The organism is Spirosoma litoris, assembly GCF_054776755.1.
The window spans coordinates 22556-44608 of record NZ_BAAHBI010000057.1 but is presented as its reverse complement, the minus strand read 5'-3'; the positions used below and the strand labels follow the sequence as shown (position 1 = coordinate 44608).

Genomic DNA, 22053 nt, shown 5'->3' with positions numbered 1-22053 from the left:
TTAATCGGGTTGGTAGCGGGCTGTATCGGCCAGCAGCCGGTCCAGGCAGCCCAGCAACGGCCGCAGCCGACCGGTGACCCGCTCCGGCCGGTTAGCCCCACTCGCGTGGCAGACGGCGTGAAGCTGCCCGAAAAGCCGGTCGAGCAGCCCCAGCCGGAAATCGGTCGGTGGTAACGACCAGCGGCAGGCCGTCGGGTCAGCTGGCTGGTGGCCCGGCGTTGGGCGGACGAAGAGTAGATAAGCGCGGGTGTTCTCATCCATTGTCCAGCCCTGCACCTGGCCGGGTCGCACGTAGCAGAGTTCCCCAGCCTGAAGCAGACAGACCTGCTCATCGACGGTCTGTACGACGGTCCCAGCCACCACCAGCATCAGCAGCTGATAGGGCTGCGGGTAGGCTTCCCGGCGGCTAGGACCTGCCGAGCCGTCGTGTCGGATGAGGTGAACGGCATCGGACGTGGGCTGGTCGTCAGGCGGCAGCAGCCAGCAGCTGAACGGCTGGATTTTCGTGGCTGAAAAAGTCATGGACAAGGAGTTTAATAAGTCAATAATCAACGTTATTTTGATACAACGTTGTTCGTTAGCCGGGGTAAAGGTCCACCAATTTGACTACCTGTGCCAATCACCATTCGTAAGGGGCCATTCAGAAATAGCATGAACATTACTGAGCGGGCGGGCGCACTTTTGCCCCAGAAATAGCGGATAAGTCCATGCCGGATTTAGCCGCCAAAACCACAAATCGCCTATGAAAACTCTGTTAATCGCCCTGCTGATGACGACACCCCTGCTGACCGATGCCCAAACCACGACCGACACGCTGTACGTTTACGGCCCCGGCGGACCACTGGGTCCCATGAATGAATGCGCTACGCTGTTTGGCGAGCAAACCGGCCACCCGGTTAAAGTAATTGCTGGGCCCGAAGCCAACTGGCTCCCGCAGGCGCAGCAGCGGGCCGACCTGTTCTTTGGTGGCTCGGAATATATGCTGACCCAACTGACAGCCGCCCACCCTGACCTCATCGACGCCGGTAGCCGCACGGAACTCTACCGCCGGGCCGCAGCCATCCTGGTCCGTCCGGGCAACCCCAAAGGCATCAAGACCCTGCGCAACCTGACCCGCCCTGGTATTACGCTACTGGACGTCAACGGAGCGGGGCAACTAGGGCTGTGGGAAGATCTTGCCGGGCGGCAGAAGCTGATTGGCGGCATTCAGGCCAACATCGGCCAGTCGTTTGCCAATTCAGCACTGGGCATTGCCGCCTGGAAGCAGGACAGCCGCTACGATGCCTGGATCACCTACTCGTCGTGGCACAACCGGCTGACGGCCGAGACGGACCTAGTGCGGTTGCCCGCTGCGGAAACGGTTTACCGGGGCACGCCCGTTGCCCTGAGCAAAACGACTCGCCAACCCGCTATAGTCCGGCAGTTTGTCGATTTTCTGCGCTCCGAAGCTGGGCATGGAATATTTAAAAAATGGGGCTGGGACTAAGCTGGAGATTTCAGAGGTATTGACCAGTGGATTCCGTAGCATTTTGACCACCAGTGGTGCTCATCAAATTACAGCTAACACTTTGTTGGAAAGGGGATTAAAGTGGTCAGTTTAGAGCGAAACAGGTGGTCAGTCGATTTCGGAATGAGATGATCAGTTTCAGCGAAATCTCCATTTAAGGACGAAAAAAAACAGAATCACTTCTTCGTTTACCTGCATTTGCCCAACTAATCAGCATCCATAAATTCGCTACCAACTCGATAAACCTACTAAAAATTGGTTGAAGCACGAAGCCGTTATTTCATCAAAAGCCAGTACCCGTAGCGTTCTGAGCAATGACCGACTGCCCACTGCTAACCTGAATACGGTAGGCGCTCATCGTTATATTGCGGGCGTTTTGCAACACCAGTCCCGTCTGGGCGCTGATTTGCAGGTTTGATAAAGTCAGGTTCTGGAGCAGGCTATTGGTCAACCCTACCAGACTCCCCGCGTTTTTGGCGCCCGTCACACTTAGTTGGTCGATGGTCAGGCCCGACACCGACGGGATGTCACTCGCGTAGCCATTGTTATTATTGAGCGAATAGGCCAGATCGATGATCAACGGATTAGTCACGTTGGTCATGGTAATCTGACTGTACGACAGGTTCTGAATGGCCCCGCCCAATCCTGGTTGCGACTTAATGCGAATACCATTGGTCGTACCGGTGAACGTGCAGTTGGTTACCGAGACACTCGATACCCCACTGGAGGTTTCACTCCCTACTGATAAGCCATGCCCGTGCAGAAACCGGCAGTTCCGAATCTGGATATCCTGGCAGGGTTGAACGATCTGCCCATTACTGCGTCCGCCTTTGATAGCAATGTTATCGTCGCCATTGTCAATGGTGCAGTTCTGGATCAGGACGTGGGTGCAGTTGGCCGGGTCGATGCCGTCCGTGTTGGGGGAGTCGGACGGGGCGGTGATGGTCAGGTTCTGAATCGTTACGTTCTGGCACTGACTGGGAACCAGATGAAACGACGGCGAATTAATCAGCGTCAGCCCATCGATGGTTACGTTTCTGGAGCGGGTCAGGTAAATCAGGCGTGGCCGGTTCAGGGTTTTACCACTGTCGATAAACCGTTGCCACCAGACGGCCCCATTACCGTCAATGGTACCTGTCCCGGTTAGACTCACGTCGGTCAGGGAATCGCCATTGATTAGGTTGGGTAGTTTAGGAGTATAGTCGGCCGCGTTGGTACTGGCCAGTAGCGTGGCTCCTGAAGCCAGTTGCAAATTAACGCGGCTGCACAGGCTGATAGGACTGATCAGGTATCTTCCGGCTGGTACAATCAGCGTACCACCCCCGGTCGCTCCGCAGGAGTCAATGGTTTGTTGCAGGGATTTGGCCTGATCAGTTGTGCCGTCGGCTAATAGGTGAAGCGTTACCGACGTGGGAGTAGGATTTGATTGAGCCTGCGGACTACAGGCTAACAGCATCCATAACCAACCACTTAGTATGAACGCTGGGAGCCATTTATATTTTATAGTTCTCATAGAACAGACCAATGAAGCTGATTGATTAATACTTTGCTTTCTATAACGGGTGCACAGACATAGAGTTTTTCCAGTCATAAAGCAGTCGCAATAGAGTCGGCAAAACCAGTAATAGCAGCGGCAGCCCCACGACAAAGCCCCCAATGACGGCTACGGCCAGGGGCTGCTGCATCTGAGCTCCTAGTCCAAAACCAAGGGCCAAGGGCATTAAGGCCAGAATGGCACCAATGGCTGTCATCAGTTTAGGTCTCAATCGCAAAGCAATGGCGTAGTTAACCGATGCCTCCACGTCGCCGGTGCGGGCCAGCGTGTGCTCAAACTGATTGACGGTAAAAATGGCGTTCTCCGCAATGATTCCCACGATCATGATAATACCGGTATAACTACTGACGTTCAGGGGAATATTCGTCAGAAAAAGAGCCGCAATACAACCTGTAATTCCTAGTAGCGACAACACTAACACCAGCACTGACAGCCACCAGTCTTTGAATAAGAACATCAGAACGGCCAGCACCAACAGTGAGGCCAGTGTCAGAATCAATAGCAATTCTCTGAAAGATTGTTGTTGTTCCGAATAGGCTCCGCCGTAGCCGATCGTATAGCCTTGTGGTAAGGGTAATTTCTGAGTAAATTGGGTCTGAATCTCTTTAATGGCGCTACCTAGATCACGTGCATCCAGCCGGGCCGTGAGCACAACAGTCGATTTAAGATCCTCCCGGCGCTGCTCTATTTCACCCGCCAGTACGCTCACGGTACAGAAAAACGATAGGGGGCGTGTGGTGCCATCGGGCAGAAAGATCAACACGTTGCGCATTTTATCCAGATCATTCGCAGTAAAGTTGGAAAACCGAAGTACCATCCGACGCATCTGCTCCCCGTCCTGAAACGAACCCACCTGAATACCCGCCGTTAGCGCGGCCTGTGCCGGTGATGGGACTGGCTGGGCAGCATTAGGTCCCAGGGCCACCCCGCCCGTATAGGCTGTTAACTGCGTTTGAAAATCGGTTAGCCCAATCTTATACTGACTTAATTTTTCCTGATCTGGCTCGAAGACCAGTGATGGCCCCGCTTCCACCAGACCATCGTTCACATCGACGATGCCCGGCACCTTTTCGAGTATTCCCGATGCCTGTTTGGATAAACGCTGAAGCAGTGCATAATTATCGCCAAACAGCTTGATCTCAATTGGCTGGGAGGTGCTCATCAAATCACCCAGCAAGTCGGCAATGCGCTGACCAAAGGAGATAGCTAAAACCGGCTCCACGGCGTGAATGCGCGTGCGCAATTGATCAATGACCTCGACCGTAGTTTTCGTACGGCTCGATTTGAGTTGAATGGAATAGTCACCGAAATTGGGGGGGACGCCCTTAAAGGCCATGCGGATACCCGTTCGGCGTGAATAGGTAGCTACATCGGGATGGGTAGCAATGACTTTTTCCGCTTCCCGCAGTATCCGGTCCGTTTCCTGAATGGACGTACCCGGGGGCGTAAAGTAATCCAGTACGATCGTGCCTTCATCCAGATCGGGCAGAAAGCCCGTTTCCAATCGACTGTAAGACCACCAGGTACCAACACCCAGTAACCCCACAAATACGAGGGAGATTAGCGGTTTGGTGAACAGGTTCGTTAGCCAGCTTAGCTGACGAACGTTGGCGGCCTCGTCAATCGGTTTGGCATTTTTCGCCGAACGCGGCCCCGGCAGCTTAAAGCTAATTAGCAGATGCAGCACCGGCAGCAGAAGCCAGGTTACCAGAAATGAGCAAACCATTGTGATCTGCATCGTATCCGACAGTTCCCGGAAGAAACTACCGGCCAGTCCACTCATCAATCGGAACGGAAAGTGAATGACGATGGTACTGAGCGAAGAGCCAACCATGGCCGGAAAAAGGGTATGAATTGCTTCCTGCACGACGGCAAATTTATTCTTCCTGGGTTCCTCTTCATGTCCCCGGTAAATCTGCTCGATAATAACAATGGCATCATCGATGATCAAACCGATTGAGGCTGCTATGGCCCCCAGCGACATAATGTTAATCGTAATGCCCACTACGAACAGTACCAGCACCGTAAAAGCCAGCGTAACAGGAATGGTCAGTAGCACCACCATTGAGGCCCGCCAGGATCGCAAAAAGACGATCATCACCAGAATAGCCAGAATCAACCCTTCATAGATCGTTTTAATTACGCTGTGAATGCTATCGCCCACGAAAGCCGATTGATTATAGTACGGCTTGACGTGCATGCCTTTGGGCAGAATCCGGTTGATTTCAACGGCTTTAGCCTCAGCGTTTTTGGCGAAATCAATCAAATTGATAGCTGGCTGTTTGACCAGATCAATCTGAACTGCCTGATGGCCGTTGGCATTGACTACCAGAAATTCCTGCTGCTGCTCCTGGACTTCGATGCGGGCCACTTCGGACAGATGAACAATCCGGGTGCCGTCATTTTTGACAATCAGTGCCCCTAATGCATCGACATCCAGCACACGGGTATCAGTCAGGGTCAGATAGAGTCGTCGGTAATCGACCATATACCCGTTAGAAAGGACACTGTTGTTGGCATTGATGGCCGTCATCAGCGCCGAAATCGATAGATTGACCGAGGCCATTTTGACTGCATCGGGCAGAATGACAACCTCCTTGGCCTTGCCACCCCGCACCACGACATTGGAAATGCCGGGTACCTGGGAGAAGATAGGCCGGACCAACAGGTTCGCCTTGTCACGCAACGCCACCAGTCCGTGTCGACCTAGCGCGGTCCGATCACTTTCCAACGTGAATCCATAGACCGGAAACAGGGACTGGTTCATGGCTTCGATGGACAGGTTCACCCCGGGTGGCAGAAAATTACGAATCTCGTTGATGCGACTTTCCACCTGCGTCTTCTGGGTGTAGATATTCTGCCCCCACTCAAAAAACACGTCAATGGTGCAACTACCCCGGCTGGTGCTGGTTTTCACGATGGTTACCCCATTGACCTTTTTCACGGCGCTTTCCAGGGGTTTGGTAACCGTAATCATCATCCGGTCGATGGGCTGCTGCCCATTGTCGGCAATGATGGACACGCGCGGAAACAACACTTCGGGAAACAGATTGGTCTGCATCCGAGTGTAGGCGTAGATACCCGCCAGCAGCAGCAACACGCCCGTAAACAGAATGGGGCGGCTAAACACCTCGAAATACGACCGTTTGGGTTGGTCGGGTCGACGAACGGGCTCCGATACGGTTGGTTGTTCGATCATAGCTGCTTAGCGTTTATCTGCACCCGGGCCGTATCAGGCAGGCCATAGTTGCCTTCTGTGATGATCCGATCGCCAGTCCCAAAAATTGGGCTTTTCACTTCGACAGTCGTCGTGGTCTTTTCGCCCAACTGCACGGGGACTTTAACGGCGATACTGTCGTTAATTAGTCTCATGACCCAAAAATGCTGGAGCATTTCATCACTGAGTATGGCGGCTTTAGGCAACAGTTGAGCCTGCGCATTGGCCTGGCTCGTCACATCGACCTGCACGGTGAGGTTTTCGGGCAAGGGTACCGAACTTGTCATACGGGCCAGCACGCTCTGGGTCTGGGCCAGTGCATTGACTGTCGTCAAAGGCGTCTGGAAGATAGCGGTCAGAGCGCGCCCATCGGGCAGTCGAACCCGGCATCTACGTCCTGGTTTGGCCAATGCCTGGTACTCATAGGGAACGTTGACCTGAACAGCTAGCGCATTATCCTCGGCAATAGTACAAAGCTGAGTACCTTCCAGGACATAATCGCCGGTCTGTTGCTTATCGAAAGTACTGATCAGACCACCCGAGGCCGCCTTGACGATGATTCGCCCTAATAGTGCTGAGTCGCCCCCAACGGATAAATTACCCAAGGCCCGACGCTCTTTGGTTTCGAGCTGATAGAGCGGTTGACCCGCTTTCACCCGCTGCCCTAAACTGATATAGACCTTGGTTATAAAGGCGGCTACGGGTGCCGTTACGGCGTTCCGGCGCAGGTAGAGGGTAGTACCAAACAGGGTCAGACTGTTGCTGATACCGCCCCGCTCTATTGATTGTACCGTCACCGGCGTGCAGGGAGAAATCTGATCCTGAGTTGTCGTGGAATTAGTCTGTTCGGAGGAGCTACAGGAAGCCAGCGCCACGAGCAGGGTAAGCCAGAGGCTACCAGTTATAATAATTGAACGCATTGATGAGGAGTTGTCGGTTGGATTCGAGGAGTAGGGCATCCCGGCGGACGGCTACCATATTTTTGACGACCGTGATGTAGTTGATGATGGGAAGTTGCCCCTGCAACAGCTCCCGGCGATAGGAAGCCAATACCGATTGGTACCCCGCGATTTGCTGCTGGTAGACGAGCAGGCGACTCTCCAGCCCCCGAAGCTCTCCCCGTATCCGCTCCCGACGCACGCCATTTTGATTGATCGCGAACCGGCGGTAGTTGCCATAGCTTTGCTGGAGAATGGCCGTTCGCTGGGCGTTCAGGCGTTTTTGGTGACCATCGTAGAGCGTCCAGATGAGCGACACACCCGCGCTAAATCCGAATCGGCGAGGCAAATCAGGTAAGTAGGACGTATTAAGCCCACCGTTAGCGATAAAATTCCATTGTGGCTTATAGCGCAACTCAAAAATGGTTTGCTGAGCCCCTAGCGCTAAACTGTCCAGCGCATACCGCCGGGTAAAGCCGGATTCAACCGGCCCGATGTCAGCATTCATCATCAACTGCAGGGGAGCCAGTTCAACGACCGTCGTATCGGTAAGACCACTCAGGGCATTGAGTTCCAGCACATCGCGCCGATAAGCGGTCTGATAGCCGACCCGTAGATTCCGTTGTGTTTCCGTTTCGATGTCTACCAGCGTCAGATCCGATTGCTTGAGTAGCGACGATTCAACGAATTTTCGCACGATGCCCCGCTGCTCAGCCATCAGTTGCAGTAAACTATCGGTGTATTGCACCTGTAGGCGGTCCTGCAAACAAAGAATATACTGGTCGGTAACGGCCCGTTCGACATCGTGCTGGCCAAGCCGAATTACTGTCTGCCCAATCTGGGAAGCCAGGACAAACGGTTCGGCGTAGGCTTTGGCGCGAAAAAGATTGGAAAGGGGTTGGTTCACGCTAATCAGGCCCTGATAGAGCCCCCCGTTTGAGACGGCCAGATCATACCCAATATACTGGTCAGCCCCGCGCGAGTTTAGCTCCGGCCTGACGCCCCCGTTGTCGGTAGAGACAATGGGGGCGAACTGGGCCGCTCCGGTCAACTGGACTAAAGGCTTTGTGTACAGGGCTTGAAGCCGCTGGGCTTCGAGAGCATTGGCCTGTAGCTGATTCCGGTTGTCGAGCAGGAGCGGGGAGGTCTGCCGGGCGGACTCGACATAGTACGTTATGCCCCGTTGCGCCACCTGCGCCCGTACGACTCCCATGCCCAACTGCAGGGATAGCGCCAGTAACGTCGTTAGCTTGGAAAACCAGGGATGTCTGTCCATGATCAATCTTTCTCTTCTTCGATATATGTACCCGCCTTATCAAAAACGACCTCCATGCCCGTGATCCGAATCTCATAGTGCATGCTCCCGTTCGCTTTCGTCACGGTTTCAGCCGCCTGCATCCGTTCATTCGGGTAATGCTGCTTTATGTACGTTGAGATGACTGGCGGCAGGCTGGTAATGGGTATTCCTACTTCGGTTTCGGCTACTTGGCCCTTCACGTCGAATTTGATAGCCCGGTGGTTCTGGTTGAGGGTAAAAATGGCTTCGTAGTACGGGGCCGCTCGTTCCCACTGGAGATGCTGTACCGCTGGATGAAGTTTTCTAAGTGCCTGTTGAACCGGTATAGGTACCTGTTTTGCCGGAATTAATTGGGCCTGTATTGTACCCGTTAGTGTACCAAGCAAGAGTACTAAAGGAGTTAAATGCCTCATAAAGTTTTGATCTGGTTTACGAAAACAGCGTGAAGACTTGGCAAACCTAGTGGTGAATTCTATCGGAAATCTGATAACAGCGGAGTCCAGGTAGCATTGGTAAGGCATCGTATTCTCCCATCAGGATTGCATCAGATTTGGGTTGTAGGTTTACTGCCATAACCAACAGCAAGGATCGAATCATGAAAACGTATGTCATTGTCAGCGCCCTGCTTTTGGGCGCGACATTCACTGATGGATCAGCCCAGTCAGCGAGTACCAACCGGGTGCCGCGGACCGTAAAAACGGCGTTTACGAATACGTACGCTACAGCCAGGCAGGTAAAGTGGGATCGGGAAGGAAAAGATTGGGAAGTGTCATTCACGTTGAACGGCGAAAAAAAATCGGCGCTTTTCAACCCAGACGGTCAGCAAACCGAACTTGAAACGGAAATTTCGGTAGCGAAGCTTCCCCAATCCGTGCGAAGCTATATGGATGGTCAGAAAAAACCCATTGTCGAAGCGGCCGAAATTACCGATGCGATGGGGAAACGTTATTATGAGGCTGAATCGGGGGGTAAGGATTACCTGTTTACCGCCGAGGGCAAACCGGTGAAAAAGATCGGCCAGTAGATTTCATGAAAGCCTGATGGTCGTTGCCGCGACTATCAGGCTTTAAAACCATAGAGGACACCCGATGATGAAACAGCTTATTTTTTTAGTCATCCTGACGACGTTTCCGCTTTCTGTCACCCAGGCTCAGTCCGATACAACCCGTGCGTCTGCGGCCGCAACCCGCGCGGTTTTTCAACCCTCGGCCTACATCGTACCCGTTGGCTTGATGACGGCGGGGCTGATCACGCAGGGAGCTATCAGCCGCCATGTTCAATCAGAGGTAGTTGGACGGTATCCCGGCTTTTCGTCGCATGTGGATGATGTCGGTCAGTTTGTGCCCACACTGGCCGTGTTGGGTCTGGGTGCTTTGGGGATAAAGGGAAAGCACGCTTTTGGGGATCAGGTGGTTCTTACTATTTTGTCGCACGGGGTCGCACAGGCGATTACGCAGGGACTAAAGTACACTGTTGCCTACCCCCGGCCCGATGGCGTAGGTAACGAGTCATTCCCATCGGGCCATACGTCATTTGCCTTCACGGGTGCCGCCCTGCTGGCTCAAGAATACGGCGAACGTAGTGGTTGGTACAGCGTTGCAGGCTACGGTATGGCCACGACAGTGGGCGCGTTGCGGGTAATGAAAAACCGGCACTGGCTGGCCGACGTTCTTTTTAGTGCGGGGGTGGGTATCGGCTCAACCGAGCTGGTCTATCAACTTTATCCATGGCTCCGCCGGGTCGTCTTTCACAAAAAGAACATGGCCTTAGTGCCCATTTACACAGGTTCCAGCACGGGGGTATGCATGATGGCGGTTTTTTAGGCAGATTCTCTTCCGCTTTCACCTGTTTATTTGATGCGGCATTGATCAATTATTGATGCGTTACTGACGTTTAGAATCATCACCGTATCCGAGAGAAGATCGCCCGGACGGTTTAGCGGTTAATGATGCCACTACTTTTACGGAATGACAAAATCGGCGAGCGGACCGGTTGGCTATAGCTTCTCGACAACACTGTATGCACTGAGGTGTTGCCACAGAGTTTGCAGACTACATACCTGCACGTGCTCCTGTAACCGAAAATCGTCAGCCGACGGCGTGACGACCAACAACGGAATATCGCCTAAATCCCGGCTGGCAATGTAGTTTCCCCGGCTCAGGGTAGGCGCATTCGTGTATTTTATCTCAATGCCTACGACGGGCTTGGTACCCTGCACCAGCAGTATATCCAACTCTGAGCCGTCGGCCGTCCGGTAAAAATAGGGCTGGATATCATAGCCAATTGTCGCCATGACTTGCTGAACAACATAGCCCTCCCAGGAACTACCCACGTATAGACTGCCACTCAGCACCTCCAGTGAGCCAATGGCTGCCAAGGCGTGAAACATACCACTATCCCGCAGATAAAGCTTGGGTGATTTGACCAGACGTTTGCCAATGTTGACAAAATATGGGGGTAATCGGCGAATGAGAAACGCCTGTTCCAGAAAGTCCAGGTAGTGCTGAATGGTGGGCACACTCAGTCCCAGGGATCGGGCCAGTTCGGAAACATTCAACTGATTTCCATGAACACTTACCAGCATCGATAGCAGCGTACGTACCCGGGCGGGTGACGCCCCTAAGCCAAGAGCTGGTAAATCCCGTTCGACATAGGTTTGAATAAAATCATTCATTCGTCGGATGGCAGATCGATCACTATTGGCTAATAGCATATCTGGATAACCGCCCCGCAGCCAGTGGGTTTGATAGGGGAGTTGCTCCTTTACCTCAGGCCAGCTTAATGGCTGCAGTTCCAGGTAAGCAATTCGACCGGCCAGAGACTCCGAACTCTGCTGAAGCAGTTGCGGAGAAGCAGAGCCCAATAGTAAAAAACGGCCCGCGACCCGGTGACGATCAATCAGCGAACGTAGTAGGGGAAATAACTGGGGCATCCGCTGGACTTCATCAATGATAACGAGTTGCCGCTGACGGTCGGACAGATACAATTCCGCATCCTGCAAACGGGCCAGATCCTGACTCGATTCTAAGTCCAGATAAAGCGGCTGCGTTTCAAACTGAGCCGCCAGCGAATTGACCAGGGTTGTCTTGCCTACCTGTCGGGGACCAACCAGGGCCACGGCTGGTCGATCCGCCAGTAGTTCTACTAATTCAGGTGCAATAAGTCGATTAATCATAACCCCGCAAATTTAAAATTAAATTTTAAATTTGCGGGGTTAGTTGTTGAAAAATATGGATGAAAGAACTAGCTTTGAGGTTAAAGAATCAGCACCAGCGTGCCCCCAATGATGAGGCTAGCACCCAGCGCTGTTTTCCAGGTTAAGTCCTCACCCAGAAAAAGCACTGATAGTAAAATCGCAATGGCGACGCTGAGCTTATCGACCGGAGCTACCTGCGACACTTTGCCAAGTTGCAGGGCTTTGAAATAACAGATCCAGGATAGACCCGTGGCAATACCGGATAATACCAGAAACAACCAGTTTTGACGAGTCAGCGTAGGCAACCCATCCAGACCGCCCCGCCAAAAGACCAGCCCCCAAGCCACCACCAGAATCACAAGGGTACGAATGGCTGTCGCCAGGTCAGTATTGACGTTTCTGATACCGACTTTCGCTAGCACCGCCGTCAGCGCGGCAAATAGGGCTGACAGCAAAGCATATGTCCACCACATCGACTTAGCTATTTTTGGTCCATGCGAACCAGTATCCGCTTCATCTGGGCAATTTCCCGCTCCTGCGCCGTGATAATCGATTGGGCCAATTCTTTCACTTCAGGGTCTTTCAACTCCGCCCGTTTGCTGACCAGGATGGCAATCGAATGATGGGGAATCATCGACTGCATAAACCGCTGATCGTTGATTAATACCTGATTCCGAATGCAGAACAAAGCTGTGGCAAATACCAGCACGCTACCGCCGATAATGAGCTGATTCATGCGTCGATCCGTGTACATGGCCCGCATAAAGCCGAGCATAATAAGGGCCATGGCCGAGATCATCAGGAAGGTCACATAAAGCCGGTTTGTGCTTAAATAAAAATGGTCAGCCTGTTCCAGATTGGCGTACGTCAGGGCATTCATGACGACGAACGAGACACCTAGCATGAGAAAAAAGCGGCCGTAATGACCGGACTGCATGGGGGCTTTAGCGGTTGCTGGCATGTTCATAAGGTTGTCAGTTTAAACAGATGAATTGAATTAAATCGGTCCTCGTTTGAATTAGATTATAGAGTCAGCGGCACTGTGACTTGGCTGTAGCCCCAGCTCAAATCGGTGAATGGATTGGTCTGCGTTGAACTGGTAGCGAAGAGGAAGCCCGTATCGGTCGGCAATCTGTTTGACAATCGCCAGGCCTAGCCCCGTCGCATCGGGGAGGGCGGGATTCTTAACGAAACGGTCAAAGAGCTGGCTGGCCGGAAAGGGCAGCGGATCCCCCGTGTTCTCAATGCAAAGCATTGTGCGGGACACCGTACAGGTCAGCATGCCCCCTGGCTGGTTATGCCGGATCGCATTTTTCAACAGATTCCCCACCAGTACGTCCGCCAACTGCGGATTCATCGAAAGGGTGGTGTCCTGGGCCGTCAAATGACGGAACGTCAGTTGTCTGTGGACAATAAAATCCGCGTACCAGTCGAGTAATCGAGCGGTCAACGCCCCTATATCGACGGGACACACCTCGGCATACTGCATATTTTCAATTTTAGTGAGCAGCAATAGCGCCCGGTTAATATGGGACAGTCGATTGACGGCACTGGCAGCTTTCTGCACGTGATCCAGCGCGTCATCGGGCAAGTCATCCGTTTGCGAAAGCACTTCCAGTTCAGCCGACATGATGGCCAGGGGCGTCTGCATTTCGTGAGAGGCATTTTCAGTGAATTGTTTCTGGGAAGTGTACACCTGCTGGTTGCGGGTCAATAGAGTGGTCAGGGACTGATGCAACTCCCGAAATTCATCGATCTCAGTAGTCGACCAGCTGGGCGCCTGGTCACTTTCGAGCCGGAAGTTGCGTATCCGCCGTAAGGCATCCGTGAAAGGTTGCCAAAGTGACCGGGTAATCCGCCGGTTAATCAGTCCCAGTCCTAGTAAGAGTAGCAGGAGTAGGCCCGTTTGCAAACCGGTAATGGTTAGCATAAAATCCTCCTCTTCAACCAGCGACTGACGAATAAAGAGTTGATAGACTTCTTCCCCGGCTTTCAGGCAGGTGACTAATTCCCGATGGGGTTCGAGTTCATGGAGTAAGGGTAAATAGTAGTCCTTATCATGAAAGTAGTCTGAACCAGGACAACTGGCTACCCGTAACAACCGGATGTTGGGGTCCGTTGAGGGTAGATACTGTAGAGTAGAAGCCGGCCGTTTAACTACCAACTGTTGAATCTCCTGCTTGCGGGCCAATAAGGCTTCATCGACATCGACAATCACCAACCACTGAATGATTCCGTAAAAAACGGGGACGCTCAGGGCCAGCACGCCCAAAGCCAGTCCCGCGTAGTACCGGTAGGTCAGGGCTAATAGTTTCATGTATCCAGCGTAAATAAGTAGCCTGCCCCGTAACGGGTCTTGATGTAATCCGGGCAACCAGCGGCCAGCAATTTCTTTCGTAAGTTCTTGACGTGCTGGTAGATAAAATCGTGTGAGTCGGCTAATTCCATCGAATCACCCCAGACGTGCTCGGCGATAGCCGCCTTCGATAATAGCCGGTTTTTATTACTGATCAAGTATAGTAATAGATCATATTGCTTACCCGTCATTTCAACGGGTTGCCCCTGAATCTGCACCTGCTGGGGTTGGGGATCAATCGTCAGCGCACCGAAGGTAATGATCTGACTGCCCGCAAATAAGCGTCGTCGCAGCACAGATTTCAGCCGGGAGTTCAACTCCGATAGGTGAAAGGGCTTAGTCAGGTAATCGTCAGCCCCCAGGTCCAGCCCCGTAATGCGGTCATCGAGCGCGTCCTTCGCCGATATAATGATGATGCCCGTCTGAGGCTGGAGCTGTTTGACCTCCCGGATAATGTCCAGTCCATTACCCCCCGGCAGCGTAATGTCAACCAGCAGACAATCATACTCGTAGTCGTTAGCCCGCCGGGAGCCCTGCAAAAAGGTATCGGCCGTGGTGACCCGGTACCCTTCCCGCTCCAGGTAGGTTCGAATGGTTTGTTGCAATACCGGTTCATCTTCAATCAGCAGCAGTTTCATCGCCTTATTTTTTCAGACTAGTCTAAAGGTAAGGCCCAATTCTGATGCAATCCTGAATCGGCCGTTTGACTAGATAAACACGTGATATTGCCAGGTCAGTTAGCCACGGCGACTAATGGGGGCAATCTGGTTGCCCATTTTCGCAATACCATCGGGTATACATTTCAAAACCAGTTATCTTTGTTTAACGGCCTTTCCGAAAGATAGCAATACATCTTCATAGAATCTGTCCGGTTGCCGGGTATACAACCTGAATGAAGCCAGAAGAGTGGAAAGCGGTAATCGCGGAAGGAATTGGTACGGCCTTGCTGGTTTTCGGAGGCATATCGTTTGTCATTATTGACTTCGGACCTGGAAGTATTGTAGCCAGTTACGTGCCTGACGCGATGGTGCGTCGGTTTGTTACCGGCTTTTTGTTTGGCAGCGTTGGGTGCCTGATCACGTTGTCGCCCCTGGGACGTATCAGCGGGGCGCATCTGAATCCAGCAGTCACTATCGCTTTTTTTGGACGAGGTTTACTGCCATGGCGGGCGTTGTTTGGCTATATTATTGCTCAACTAGCAGGCGCTACGCTCGGTGCGGGAGCGCTGGCGGTATGGGGATCGATGGGTGATAGTCTACGCGAAGGAATAACCGTACCGGGACATAACGTGGGGACGGCATTTGCGGGTGAAGCATTCGTTACGTTTTGTCTGATCTGCGTGATTTTACTGTTCACCAGCCATGACCGACTGAAAGCCTATACCCCTTTCATGATACCACCATTGTTTTCGGTGCTGGTCGGTCTGGAAGCGCCCCTGTCCGGGTGCAGCGCCAACCCAGCCCGTAGTTTTGGCCCCGCCGTTTGGAGCGGTATCTGGACTGACCACTGGCTTTACTGGCTGGCCCCCGTAACGGGTACATTTGGCGCTCTGCTTGTATTTGCTCTTCCTGTGCTGCAATGGCTGCGAACGGATATTGCCAAATTGTATCATTTCCGGCATGACGAAACGGGATTTTTGCGGGGGCAGGAGCAACCAGCCAGTATTTAACGTAATAGGTAGTGCATAACTGACGAATTCGAAAGTTTCGCACAAAACCGAGTAATCGCATTTTTTTGCGAAGCTTTTTAGCCTTTTTGCCGTTCAGTAGAATTGGAATAACTATTAAAACATAAGCAGTTGATCGGTAAGGATTTGCGGTTAAAGTTGTTACCTCCTACGCCCGTTTCAGTGCAGGAGGTAACGGTAAAAGCAGGGCGATCTCTTCGCCTGCTGCCAAGGTCTGACCAAGGATTCATCAGGTCTGAATCGTTCGAATGAGCACGATCAACTGGCCTATATCCTGATCATTGTCTGCTGGGTGCTCATCGGTTGTAAACGCGCCGTACCCTGGCATCTGATCCGAACGGCTGTCCTGTAGATCGACCCAAAGCGACGAGCTTAACGCATTGAGTCGTTGAGACCAGGCAAGCCGACGAGCCGAAAGGCCATATTTGTGCACAAGCTGACCAATCAGGTCTCGAATGGCCTGAATCTGCTGGTTAAGCAACTTTTGCTGATCGGCCGAAAGGGCTGGTTCCAACTGATACGTTAGCCCGTTGGCTCCATTCGTTAAATCAGCCTGCAGCTCATTCAGCCGTAGTTCAATCACGTGCAATACGGTCCCAGGCGACGCTGGTGGTTTGGGAATAAGTGAGTCGTTGTCATCTTGTTAACGAGTTTTGAATTCAATCACTGCCCAAACGCATCCCGGCCCGCAAAGCGAGCAGCCGCCCCCAGCCGATGCTCGATGCGCAAAAACTGGTTAAACTTCTCGGTCCGTTCCCCCCTGCAACCCGACCCGGTTTTAATGGCTCCTGCGCTGGTCGCTACCGCCAGATCGGCAATAAATGTGTCGACGGTCTCTCCGCTCCGGTGCGAGATGAAGATTCGGTACTGATTTTGCTGCGCCAGCCTGACCGTATCGAGTGTCTGGGTCACTGTGCCAATCTGGTTGGGCTTGATGAGCACCGCATTGCCTATTTTCTGGTCGATTCCCTGCTGAACCAGTGCCGGGTTGGTACAGAATATATCGTCACCCACCAGCTCAACCCGGTGGCCAAGCGTAGCAGTCAGAGCTTTCCAGCCCTCCCAGTCGTGCTCACCCAGGCCATCTTCCAGCGAAACGATGGGATATTGACGCGTCCAGTCCTCCCAGAGCCGGATCATGGCCTCCGTAGATAAGATTTGACCCGTGCTTTTACTCAATTGGTAATGACCATTCTGCCAGAGTTCACTGGCCGCCGGGTCGAGGCATAAACTGACCTGTTCACCCGGTTTGTACCCGGCCCGGGTGATGGCCTCTAAGATCAGGTCAACGGCCTCTTCGTTGGCTTTTAGGTCGGGAGCAAACCCACCTTCATCGCCCACGCCGGTGCTCAGGCCGCGTTGCTTGAGCAGCGCTTTGAGGGTGTGGAAAACCGTTTCGCCCATTTGAATGGCCTCCGCAAATGACCCGGCTTGATGAGGGGCAATCATGAATTCCTGAAAATCAACGTTGTTGTCAGCATGGCGCCCGCCATTGATGACGTTCATGCAGGGTACAGGCAACCAGACGGCTTCGGTAAAGGGCCCTTGTAAGTAACGATAGAGCGGCAGTTGCTGTGCTTGAGCCTGAGCACGGGCGAAGGCCATCGAAACGGCCAGGATCGCATTGGCACCCAATCGGGCCTTGTTCGGCGTACCATCCAGTTCAATCAGTTGATGATCCAGTTGCGACTGATCCATAAAATCGCGCTGAATTAAACTGTTCCGAATCTGGGTCTGAATGTTGGCAACGGCCTGCCGAACGCCCTTGCCGCCGTAGCGAAGCGGGTCGTTATCGCGCAGTTCCACCGCTTCGTTTTCGCCGGTTGAGGCTCCTGAAGGAACGATGGCCTGGCCCCAGCTCCCATCTTCCAGGATGACTTGAGCTTCGACGGTTGGATTACCCCGGGAGTCCAATACTTCGAGGGCACTGATGTCTTGAATTTTCATGATGAATTGTTTAGATAATAAATACTAGAGATTAAAACGCTTAGTCCTGCAGATGGGTCGGTACGACCAGCACCGGGACCTTACTGTGCCGCAGGACGTAATCGGTCATACTACCCTGCAACAGGTGAAGTAGTCCACTCCGGTCATGAGTGCCGATCACCAGCAAATCGGCACCTGCATCCTCAACCGCAGCCAGGATCGTTTCCTCGGGTTTGCCCTCGGGCATCAGCGTCTGAACGGTCAGGCCCGAACCCGCGCTTTGTTTCAAGTTATCCAGGAGCGTTTGCCCGGCCGCCCGTTCGCGCTGACGAGCCTGGTCGGGAAACTCACCACCGTCGATGTTACCCATTTCCAGTACGGGGTCAATAACGTAGATCAACGTTACGTCGGCCCCGCAGGAACGGGCCAAATCAAAGCCAGCCTGCGTCGATTTTAGGGAGTACGGACTGGCATCAACCGCCATGAGTATGTTTTGAAAAGCCATTGTCGTATGAATTAAGAGTAGTCAGTGATTAATGAGGGAGTAGGTGTGTCGCGAAAAGACCAGTGTTCAGCAGCTTTATACACCATCGTTTTGTGTTGCAACAGCGCATACTGTTGCTGGCAGAAAGCTTCCAGGGCGTCCTTGTGGTCAATCAGCTCCACGTAAATATTCAAGCGGGGGTTACCCTGTTCGGGATGATCGTCCTGTAAAGCGCCCCGGTTGGTATAGCCATACTGCGAATGATGAATCGTCGCATGGAGAATTCCGGCCGCTTTAGCCCGGTGAATCAGCTCCCGGGCGAGCGGCTTGCCCAGCAGTCGTCCCAGCAAACCCGGTGCGGGTAACTTGTCGGTGGGTGTCAGGTAAATCCGTAATTTTCCCAGTTCCGATTTATGTAAGGTTGGCATTGCTTTGGTTGATTAGTCGATCCGATTTCCGGTAAAGGCCCTCCGGCGTAACGTTTGAATGCGGCTCAAGGGAGCCTGGTGGACAATATCTCGGCCCGTTGATTTAGTCACGCCCAGCCGTTGGGCGGAATAGATGCTGGTATGGCCACTGAAGAAGTAGGCCACAAAGCAGGCAATCGCAAAAAAGATCAAATTGTCGGAGCCAAACAGCTCCAGGCCCATCAGCGTCGAGGCAAGCGGAGTATTAGAAGCCCCAGCGAAGATGGCGATGAAGCCCAGGGCTGCGAATAAATCGACGGGCGCATTAAACCAACCAGCCAGCAGATTGCCTAGGCAGGCGCCGATGAAAAAGAGCGGGGTTACCTCGCCCCCTTTAAAGCCGCTGCTGAGGGTGATGGCCGTAAACAACAGTTTCCAGAACCAACTCCAGGGAGTTATCCCACCTGAATGAAACGCATTGAGAATGGAAATGCCGTTAGGCTGCTGACTAACCACCCCCAATCCTAGATAGTCGCGGGTGCCTACCAGCCACACTAAACCAATTAATAAGACACCCCCAATAATAGGTCTGAGATACGTTGACGGCAAATACGTCTTATAGAGACGTTGCAGTCCGTGCGTCAGTTCCGAGAAGACCAGCGCTGCCAGGCCAAATAAAGCGCCAGCCAGGGCCACTTTAGTTAGTAGCCAGCCATTCGGCACCGAAAAGGTCGGGATGGCCGTATGCGAAAAGGCAACCTGATAATGGATGTGGTGAATGCCCCAGGCCGCGCAGGTAATGTCGCCAAGAATACTGGCCATCAGACAGGGAATCAGGGCCTGATACCGCAGCTTGCCAATGGTCAGCACCTCCAGGGCAAAGACAGCCCCAGCCAGGGGAGTGCCGAATATGGCGCCAAAACCAGCGGCAATCCCACTCATCAGTAGGATGCGCAAATCGGCTTCCGAGAGCCTGAGCTGTCGGCCCAGCACCCCAGCGATACTACCCCCCATCTGAACGGCGGTGCCTTCCCGACCGGCTGAGCCGCCAAAAAGGTGGGTCAACAGCGACGTTAGCAGCACCAGGGGAGCCATACGCCCGGGTACGCCCCCGCCCGGTTGATGAATTTCATCGATGAGTAGGTTGTTCCCCCGTTCCGCATTTTTACCGCCCTTCTGATAGAGCCATAGAATCAGAACGCCAATCAATGGCAGCCCGTAGAGTAGCCAACCATGTTGCCAGCGAAGCTGGGTAACTTCGTCGAGCGCCCACAAAAAGAAAGCGCTGGTCGTACCGCTAAGCAGGGCCACCGGCAAAATCAGCAGAAACCATTTTCCTAAAAATCGCAGGAGGCTGAGGTGATCCTGAACGTAGTGAAGGGTTGTTTTCATTATTGATTCATGAGTTTTTGTCGAACCAGGCAATAGCCAAGCGACTCAAGCCGTCAGAATGGGGTGAGATAGAATTAGGGGGATACAAGAAGGCCTGTCCGAAGCGGGGAACCGCGCGGAAAACTGAACAGCCGTGACGATGAGGGCCAGCCACAGGCAGGCACATCAGCCGGCATAGAAAATGAATAGATTGGGGTGATGAAAAAGCTGAGCATACAAACGTCCTGTTTCGGGGAAACGAATACAGGAGTTATCAGCTTTTTGAGGGCGGTTCCAGGCGAACTCCATCACCTTTGATAGGTCTATTACAATGGATGCGCCGAAATAGTTTCTTAATGATTAAATACTGAACGACAAGTAAGTATTGGAGGTGGTCCGTTTCGTCCGGATTCTATTTGAGTCAACGTCTAAAAAAGTAGTTCGTTCCCTTTCGTACTAAACCCGCTATCATTGTACAAAATCATAGATATCCTTATCTGGTATGCACAATGGGTGACTATCGTTAAACGGTTTCTTTATCTGTTTCGCTGATTTTGTCAACAGATGCATCTGCTTGCTGACGATCTGCCAACGTTTGACTATAAAAGGATTCTAGTTCAGATAGTCGGTCAAGTATAGCTATCGGTACTAAAGCGGCTACCCTCTTTTGTCCTTTTGTCAGCACGAAAGACTTATTTGCATAATAGGTCTGGTTAATGTATTCACCAACCTGCCGACGAAATTCGTTCATGGCTACATTTTCCATTGTGCATAGTTATGTTAATGCAAAAGTGCATAAAAAGTTTTTAAGTCCTTTATGTAATCAGCGATTAATTACATTAAAATAAATTTATAGAAAAGTATTAAAAACTGATAACATATAATATTGTTATACTTGTTATTTATTCAATTACAGTCATTTGTAAAATAGACTTAAATTCATTTTAGTATTGATAAGTAAATGTTATCGATAGTAAAGTGCAAAATGAATGTTTAGCTGCTTTAATGTTTGTGTATCTTATGCGCAATCCGTAGGTTTGTTAACATTGACTGTAATATATGGATAAGCAAACTGTGTCCTTTTTACCTATTACGCAAAACGATCCATTTTCGTTGGTTATTTTGCCTCAGTTGAGTGGGGACCAGCAGAAGTATTTGCTGAAAGGGTTACAGGGAGCGGCTAATACCGAGCGAGCGTACCGAGCTGACCTAAATCATTATACTACCTGGTGCCAGCAGCAGGGGGTGGACGCTTGGCCCGCTACGTCGGCTGTGTTGGGAGAGTATGTCTCAGCCCTGGGTCCGAAGCGCAAGTGGGCAACTATCGCGCGTCGACTTTCGGCCGTGCGCAAATGGCATGAATTGCTTGACCTACCCAGCCCGGTTGATGATCGCTGGTTAAAGGCGACACTGAAAGGTATCCAGCGGGAACATGGTACCCATGCTGAGCAGGCACCTGCGTTTGGCGCTAATCAGTTGAAAGGTATTCTGCGTAAACTTGTCACCGATAGTAAGGGGGTACCCCGGTTTGGACCACTGCGTGATAAAGTCGTTTTGCTGCTGGGTTTTACGGGGGCCTTTCGCCGGTCGGAGCTGGTGGCGCTCAATGTCGAGCAACTTCATTTTGGTGAGGACGGTGTGGTGATTACATACTACGGAAGTAAAACCAATCAGATAGGACAGCGAGAAGAAAAGGCCCTTTTTTATAGTCCCGATGCTCAGATTTGTCCCGTGCGTACATTACAGAAATGGGTAGCTCTGCTGGAACGAACCAATGGCCCCTTGTTGGTAAGAATACGAAAGGGCAACGAACTAACCGAGGAGCGATTAACAGATCAGTCGATTGGAGCCATTGTTAAAAAGCATATGGGTGACCGATTCTCAGCGCATTCGATGCGGGCCTCATTTGTGACAACGGCCAAGCTCAACGGGGCTGATGATTCAGAAATCATGCAACAGACCAAGCACAAAACCAGCGCCATGATCCGAAGGTATACCCGATTAGATTCGATCAAGCAGCATAACGCGGCTAAGAAGTTAGGCTGGTAAAGCGAATTCCGAAAGCCATTACCAATGCTAAATGTTAAACGGCTTGTCATCCGTAAATCAACC

At 52.2% G+C, this 22053-nt stretch carries 22 protein-coding genes and 1 riboswitch; of the genes, 5 read left to right on the top strand and 17 right to left on the bottom strand.

Annotation, left to right across the window (positions count from 1 at the left end; all coding sequences use genetic code 11):
* Positions 1 to 522 (bottom strand): cupin domain-containing protein, encoded by a 522-nt coding sequence (locus ACYVGR_RS29655; protein WP_012931374.1) that lies wholly within the window; start codon positions 520 to 522, stop codon positions 1 to 3.
* 247 nt (positions 523 to 769) lie between these two features.
* On the opposite strand from ACYVGR_RS29655, the gene ACYVGR_RS29650 reads away from it, so the two are divergent.
* A complete protein-coding gene (locus ACYVGR_RS29650) occupies positions 770 to 1486 on the top strand; it encodes a substrate-binding domain-containing protein (protein ID WP_460963611.1) in 717 nt (238 codons plus the stop codon).
* A 304-nt stretch (positions 1487 to 1790) separates the two neighbouring features.
* Here ACYVGR_RS29650 and ACYVGR_RS29645 read toward each other — a convergent pair whose 3' ends face one another.
* From ACYVGR_RS29645 to ACYVGR_RS29625, 5 genes are read right to left on the bottom strand one after another with little or no spacing between them, the layout of a single operon-like run.
* On the bottom strand, positions 1791 to 3020 hold the full coding sequence (locus tag ACYVGR_RS29645) for a glycoside hydrolase family 28 protein (protein ID WP_425291210.1): 1230 nt from the start codon (positions 3018 to 3020) through the stop codon (positions 1791 to 1793).
* A gap of 40 nt (positions 3021 to 3060) precedes the next feature.
* Complete coding sequence (locus ACYVGR_RS29640) at positions 3061 to 6261, bottom strand: efflux RND transporter permease subunit (RefSeq protein WP_460963610.1); 3201 nt, start codon at positions 6259 to 6261, stop codon at positions 3061 to 3063.
* The gene (locus tag ACYVGR_RS29635) at positions 6258 to 7199 is read right to left on the bottom strand and encodes an efflux RND transporter periplasmic adaptor subunit (protein ID WP_460963609.1); all 942 of its coding nucleotides are present in this window, start codon (positions 7197 to 7199) and stop codon (positions 6258 to 6260) included. Before ACYVGR_RS29635 ends, ACYVGR_RS29640 begins: the two co-directional genes overlap by 4 nt.
* Positions 7174 to 8493 carry a TolC family protein gene (locus tag ACYVGR_RS29630; protein ID WP_012931379.1) on the bottom strand — a complete coding sequence of 440 codons (1320 nt, stop codon included), beginning with the start codon at positions 8491 to 8493 and terminating at the stop codon, positions 7174 to 7176. The genes ACYVGR_RS29635 and ACYVGR_RS29630 overlap by 26 nt, the downstream gene beginning before the upstream one ends.
* A gap of 2 nt (positions 8494 to 8495) precedes the next feature.
* The gene (locus ACYVGR_RS29625; protein ID WP_012931380.1) at positions 8496 to 8927 is read right to left on the bottom strand and encodes a PepSY-like domain-containing protein; all 432 of its coding nucleotides are present in this window, start codon (positions 8925 to 8927) and stop codon (positions 8496 to 8498) included.
* A 182-nt stretch (positions 8928 to 9109) separates the two neighbouring features.
* Here ACYVGR_RS29625 and ACYVGR_RS29620 point away from each other — a divergent pair, with 182 nt between their 5' ends.
* Positions 9110 to 9538, top strand: a complete 429-nt coding sequence (locus tag ACYVGR_RS29620; RefSeq protein ID WP_460963608.1) for a hypothetical protein — start codon at positions 9110 to 9112, stop codon at positions 9536 to 9538.
* A gap of 64 nt (positions 9539 to 9602) precedes the next feature.
* Positions 9603 to 10337 carry a phosphatase PAP2 family protein gene (locus tag ACYVGR_RS29615; protein WP_012931382.1) on the top strand — a complete coding sequence of 245 codons (735 nt, stop codon included), beginning with the start codon at positions 9603 to 9605 and terminating at the stop codon, positions 10335 to 10337.
* A gap of 173 nt (positions 10338 to 10510) precedes the next feature.
* Here ACYVGR_RS29615 and ACYVGR_RS29610 read toward each other — a convergent pair whose 3' ends face one another.
* The 5 genes from ACYVGR_RS29610 to ACYVGR_RS29590 form a co-directional block, all read right to left on the bottom strand.
* Positions 10511 to 11689, bottom strand: a complete 1179-nt coding sequence (locus ACYVGR_RS29610; RefSeq protein ID WP_012931383.1) for an ATP-binding protein — start codon at positions 11687 to 11689, stop codon at positions 10511 to 10513.
* An 80-nt stretch (positions 11690 to 11769) separates the two neighbouring features.
* Positions 11770 to 12183 carry an EamA family transporter gene (locus ACYVGR_RS29605; RefSeq protein ID WP_012931384.1) on the bottom strand — a complete coding sequence of 138 codons (414 nt, stop codon included), beginning with the start codon at positions 12181 to 12183 and terminating at the stop codon, positions 11770 to 11772.
* Between the two features lie 8 nt (positions 12184 to 12191).
* Positions 12192 to 12677 carry a DUF305 domain-containing protein gene (locus tag ACYVGR_RS29600; protein ID WP_012931385.1) on the bottom strand — a complete coding sequence of 162 codons (486 nt, stop codon included), beginning with the start codon at positions 12675 to 12677 and terminating at the stop codon, positions 12192 to 12194.
* 51 nt (positions 12678 to 12728) lie between these two features.
* Positions 12729 to 14027, bottom strand: a complete 1299-nt coding sequence (locus tag ACYVGR_RS29595) for a sensor histidine kinase (RefSeq protein WP_460963607.1) — start codon at positions 14025 to 14027, stop codon at positions 12729 to 12731.
* On the bottom strand, positions 14024 to 14704 hold the full coding sequence (locus tag ACYVGR_RS29590; protein WP_012931387.1) for a response regulator transcription factor: 681 nt from the start codon (positions 14702 to 14704) through the stop codon (positions 14024 to 14026). The genes ACYVGR_RS29595 and ACYVGR_RS29590 overlap by 4 nt, the downstream gene beginning before the upstream one ends.
* Positions 14705 to 14958: 254 nt before the next feature.
* On the opposite strand from ACYVGR_RS29590, the gene ACYVGR_RS29585 reads away from it, so the two are divergent.
* On the top strand, positions 14959 to 15735 hold the full coding sequence (locus ACYVGR_RS29585; protein ID WP_012931388.1) for an MIP/aquaporin family protein: 777 nt from the start codon (positions 14959 to 14961) through the stop codon (positions 15733 to 15735).
* Between the two features lie 247 nt (positions 15736 to 15982).
* On the opposite strand, the gene ACYVGR_RS29580 is transcribed toward ACYVGR_RS29585, so the two are convergent.
* From ACYVGR_RS29580 to ACYVGR_RS29555, 6 genes are all read right to left on the bottom strand, one after another.
* Positions 15983 to 16336, bottom strand: a complete 354-nt coding sequence (locus ACYVGR_RS29580) for a hypothetical protein (RefSeq protein WP_012931389.1) — start codon at positions 16334 to 16336, stop codon at positions 15983 to 15985.
* An 80-nt stretch (positions 16337 to 16416) separates the two neighbouring features.
* Complete coding sequence (eno, locus tag ACYVGR_RS29575) at positions 16417 to 17700, bottom strand: phosphopyruvate hydratase (RefSeq protein WP_012931390.1); 1284 nt, start codon at positions 17698 to 17700, stop codon at positions 16417 to 16419.
* A gap of 40 nt (positions 17701 to 17740) precedes the next feature.
* Complete coding sequence (locus ACYVGR_RS29570) at positions 17741 to 18184, bottom strand: universal stress protein (RefSeq protein WP_012931391.1); 444 nt, start codon at positions 18182 to 18184, stop codon at positions 17741 to 17743.
* Positions 18185 to 18195: 11 nt separating this feature from the next.
* The gene (locus ACYVGR_RS29565; RefSeq protein WP_012931392.1) at positions 18196 to 18591 is read right to left on the bottom strand and encodes a DUF190 domain-containing protein; all 396 of its coding nucleotides are present in this window, start codon (positions 18589 to 18591) and stop codon (positions 18196 to 18198) included.
* 12 nt (positions 18592 to 18603) lie between these two features.
* Entirely contained in the window at positions 18604 to 19962 is a 1359-nt protein-coding gene (locus tag ACYVGR_RS29560) for a voltage-gated chloride channel family protein (RefSeq protein WP_012931393.1), read from the bottom strand.
* Positions 19963 to 20199: 237 nt separating this feature from the next.
* A riboswitch (Fluoride riboswitch) is annotated at positions 20200 to 20263 on the bottom strand.
* 201 nt (positions 20264 to 20464) lie between these two features.
* Positions 20465 to 20707, bottom strand: a complete 243-nt coding sequence (locus ACYVGR_RS29555) for a type II toxin-antitoxin system prevent-host-death family antitoxin (protein ID WP_012931394.1) — start codon at positions 20705 to 20707, stop codon at positions 20465 to 20467.
* A 293-nt stretch (positions 20708 to 21000) separates the two neighbouring features.
* Between ACYVGR_RS29555 and ACYVGR_RS29550 the strand changes: the two genes are divergently transcribed.
* The gene (locus ACYVGR_RS29550; protein WP_460963606.1) at positions 21001 to 21990 is read left to right on the top strand and encodes a site-specific integrase; all 990 of its coding nucleotides are present in this window, start codon (positions 21001 to 21003) and stop codon (positions 21988 to 21990) included.
* Positions 21991 to 22053 lie beyond the last annotated feature (63 nt).

What these genes read in the sequence shown, in the direction of transcription:
- ACYVGR_RS29610 (WP_012931383.1), bottom strand. Translation starts at nt 11,689, where the DNA reads ATGATTAATCGACTTATTGCACCTGAATTAGTAGAACTACTGGCGGAT.
- ACYVGR_RS29555 (WP_012931394.1), bottom strand. Translation starts at nt 20,707, where the DNA reads ATGGAAAATGTAGCCATGAACGAATTTCGTCGGCAGGTTGGTGAATAC.
- ACYVGR_RS29585 (WP_012931388.1), top strand. Translation starts at nt 14,959, where the DNA reads ATGAAGCCAGAAGAGTGGAAAGCGGTAATCGCGGAAGGAATTGGTACG.
- ACYVGR_RS29655 (WP_012931374.1), bottom strand. Translation starts at nt 522, where the DNA reads ATGACTTTTTCAGCCACGAAAATCCAGCCGTTCAGCTGCTGGCTGCTG.
- ACYVGR_RS29590 (WP_012931387.1), bottom strand. Translation starts at nt 14,704, where the DNA reads ATGAAACTGCTGCTGATTGAAGATGAACCGGTATTGCAACAAACCATT.
- ACYVGR_RS29650 (WP_460963611.1), top strand. Translation starts at nt 770, where the DNA reads ATGACGACACCCCTGCTGACCGATGCCCAAACCACGACCGACACGCTG.
- ACYVGR_RS29570 (WP_012931391.1), bottom strand. Translation starts at nt 18,184, where the DNA reads ATGGCTTTTCAAAACATACTCATGGCGGTTGATGCCAGTCCGTACTCC.
- ACYVGR_RS29600 (WP_012931385.1), bottom strand. Translation starts at nt 12,677, where the DNA reads ATGAACATGCCAGCAACCGCTAAAGCCCCCATGCAGTCCGGTCATTAC.
- ACYVGR_RS29620 (WP_460963608.1), top strand. Translation starts at nt 9,110, where the DNA reads ATGAAAACGTATGTCATTGTCAGCGCCCTGCTTTTGGGCGCGACATTC.
- ACYVGR_RS29630 (WP_012931379.1), bottom strand. Translation starts at nt 8,493, where the DNA reads ATGGACAGACATCCCTGGTTTTCCAAGCTAACGACGTTACTGGCGCTA.
- ACYVGR_RS29550 (WP_460963606.1), top strand. Translation starts at nt 21,001, where the DNA reads ATGGATAAGCAAACTGTGTCCTTTTTACCTATTACGCAAAACGATCCA.
- ACYVGR_RS29615 (WP_012931382.1), top strand. Translation starts at nt 9,603, where the DNA reads ATGATGAAACAGCTTATTTTTTTAGTCATCCTGACGACGTTTCCGCTT.
- ACYVGR_RS29640 (WP_460963610.1), bottom strand. Translation starts at nt 6,261, where the DNA reads ATGATCGAACAACCAACCGTATCGGAGCCCGTTCGTCGACCCGACCAA.
- ACYVGR_RS29595 (WP_460963607.1), bottom strand. Translation starts at nt 14,027, where the DNA reads ATGAAACTATTAGCCCTGACCTACCGGTACTACGCGGGACTGGCTTTG.
- eno (WP_012931390.1), bottom strand. Translation starts at nt 17,700, where the DNA reads ATGAAAATTCAAGACATCAGTGCCCTCGAAGTATTGGACTCCCGGGGT.
- ACYVGR_RS29635 (WP_460963609.1), bottom strand. Translation starts at nt 7,199, where the DNA reads ATGCGTTCAATTATTATAACTGGTAGCCTCTGGCTTACCCTGCTCGTG.
- ACYVGR_RS29565 (WP_012931392.1), bottom strand. Translation starts at nt 18,591, where the DNA reads ATGCCAACCTTACATAAATCGGAACTGGGAAAATTACGGATTTACCTG.
- ACYVGR_RS29625 (WP_012931380.1), bottom strand. Translation starts at nt 8,927, where the DNA reads ATGAGGCATTTAACTCCTTTAGTACTCTTGCTTGGTACACTAACGGGT.
- ACYVGR_RS29645 (WP_425291210.1), bottom strand. Translation starts at nt 3,020, where the DNA reads ATGAGAACTATAAAATATAAATGGCTCCCAGCGTTCATACTAAGTGGT.
- ACYVGR_RS29605 (WP_012931384.1), bottom strand. Translation starts at nt 12,183, where the DNA reads ATGTGGTGGACATATGCTTTGCTGTCAGCCCTATTTGCCGCGCTGACG.
- ACYVGR_RS29560 (WP_012931393.1), bottom strand. Translation starts at nt 19,962, where the DNA reads ATGAAAACAACCCTTCACTACGTTCAGGATCACCTCAGCCTCCTGCGA.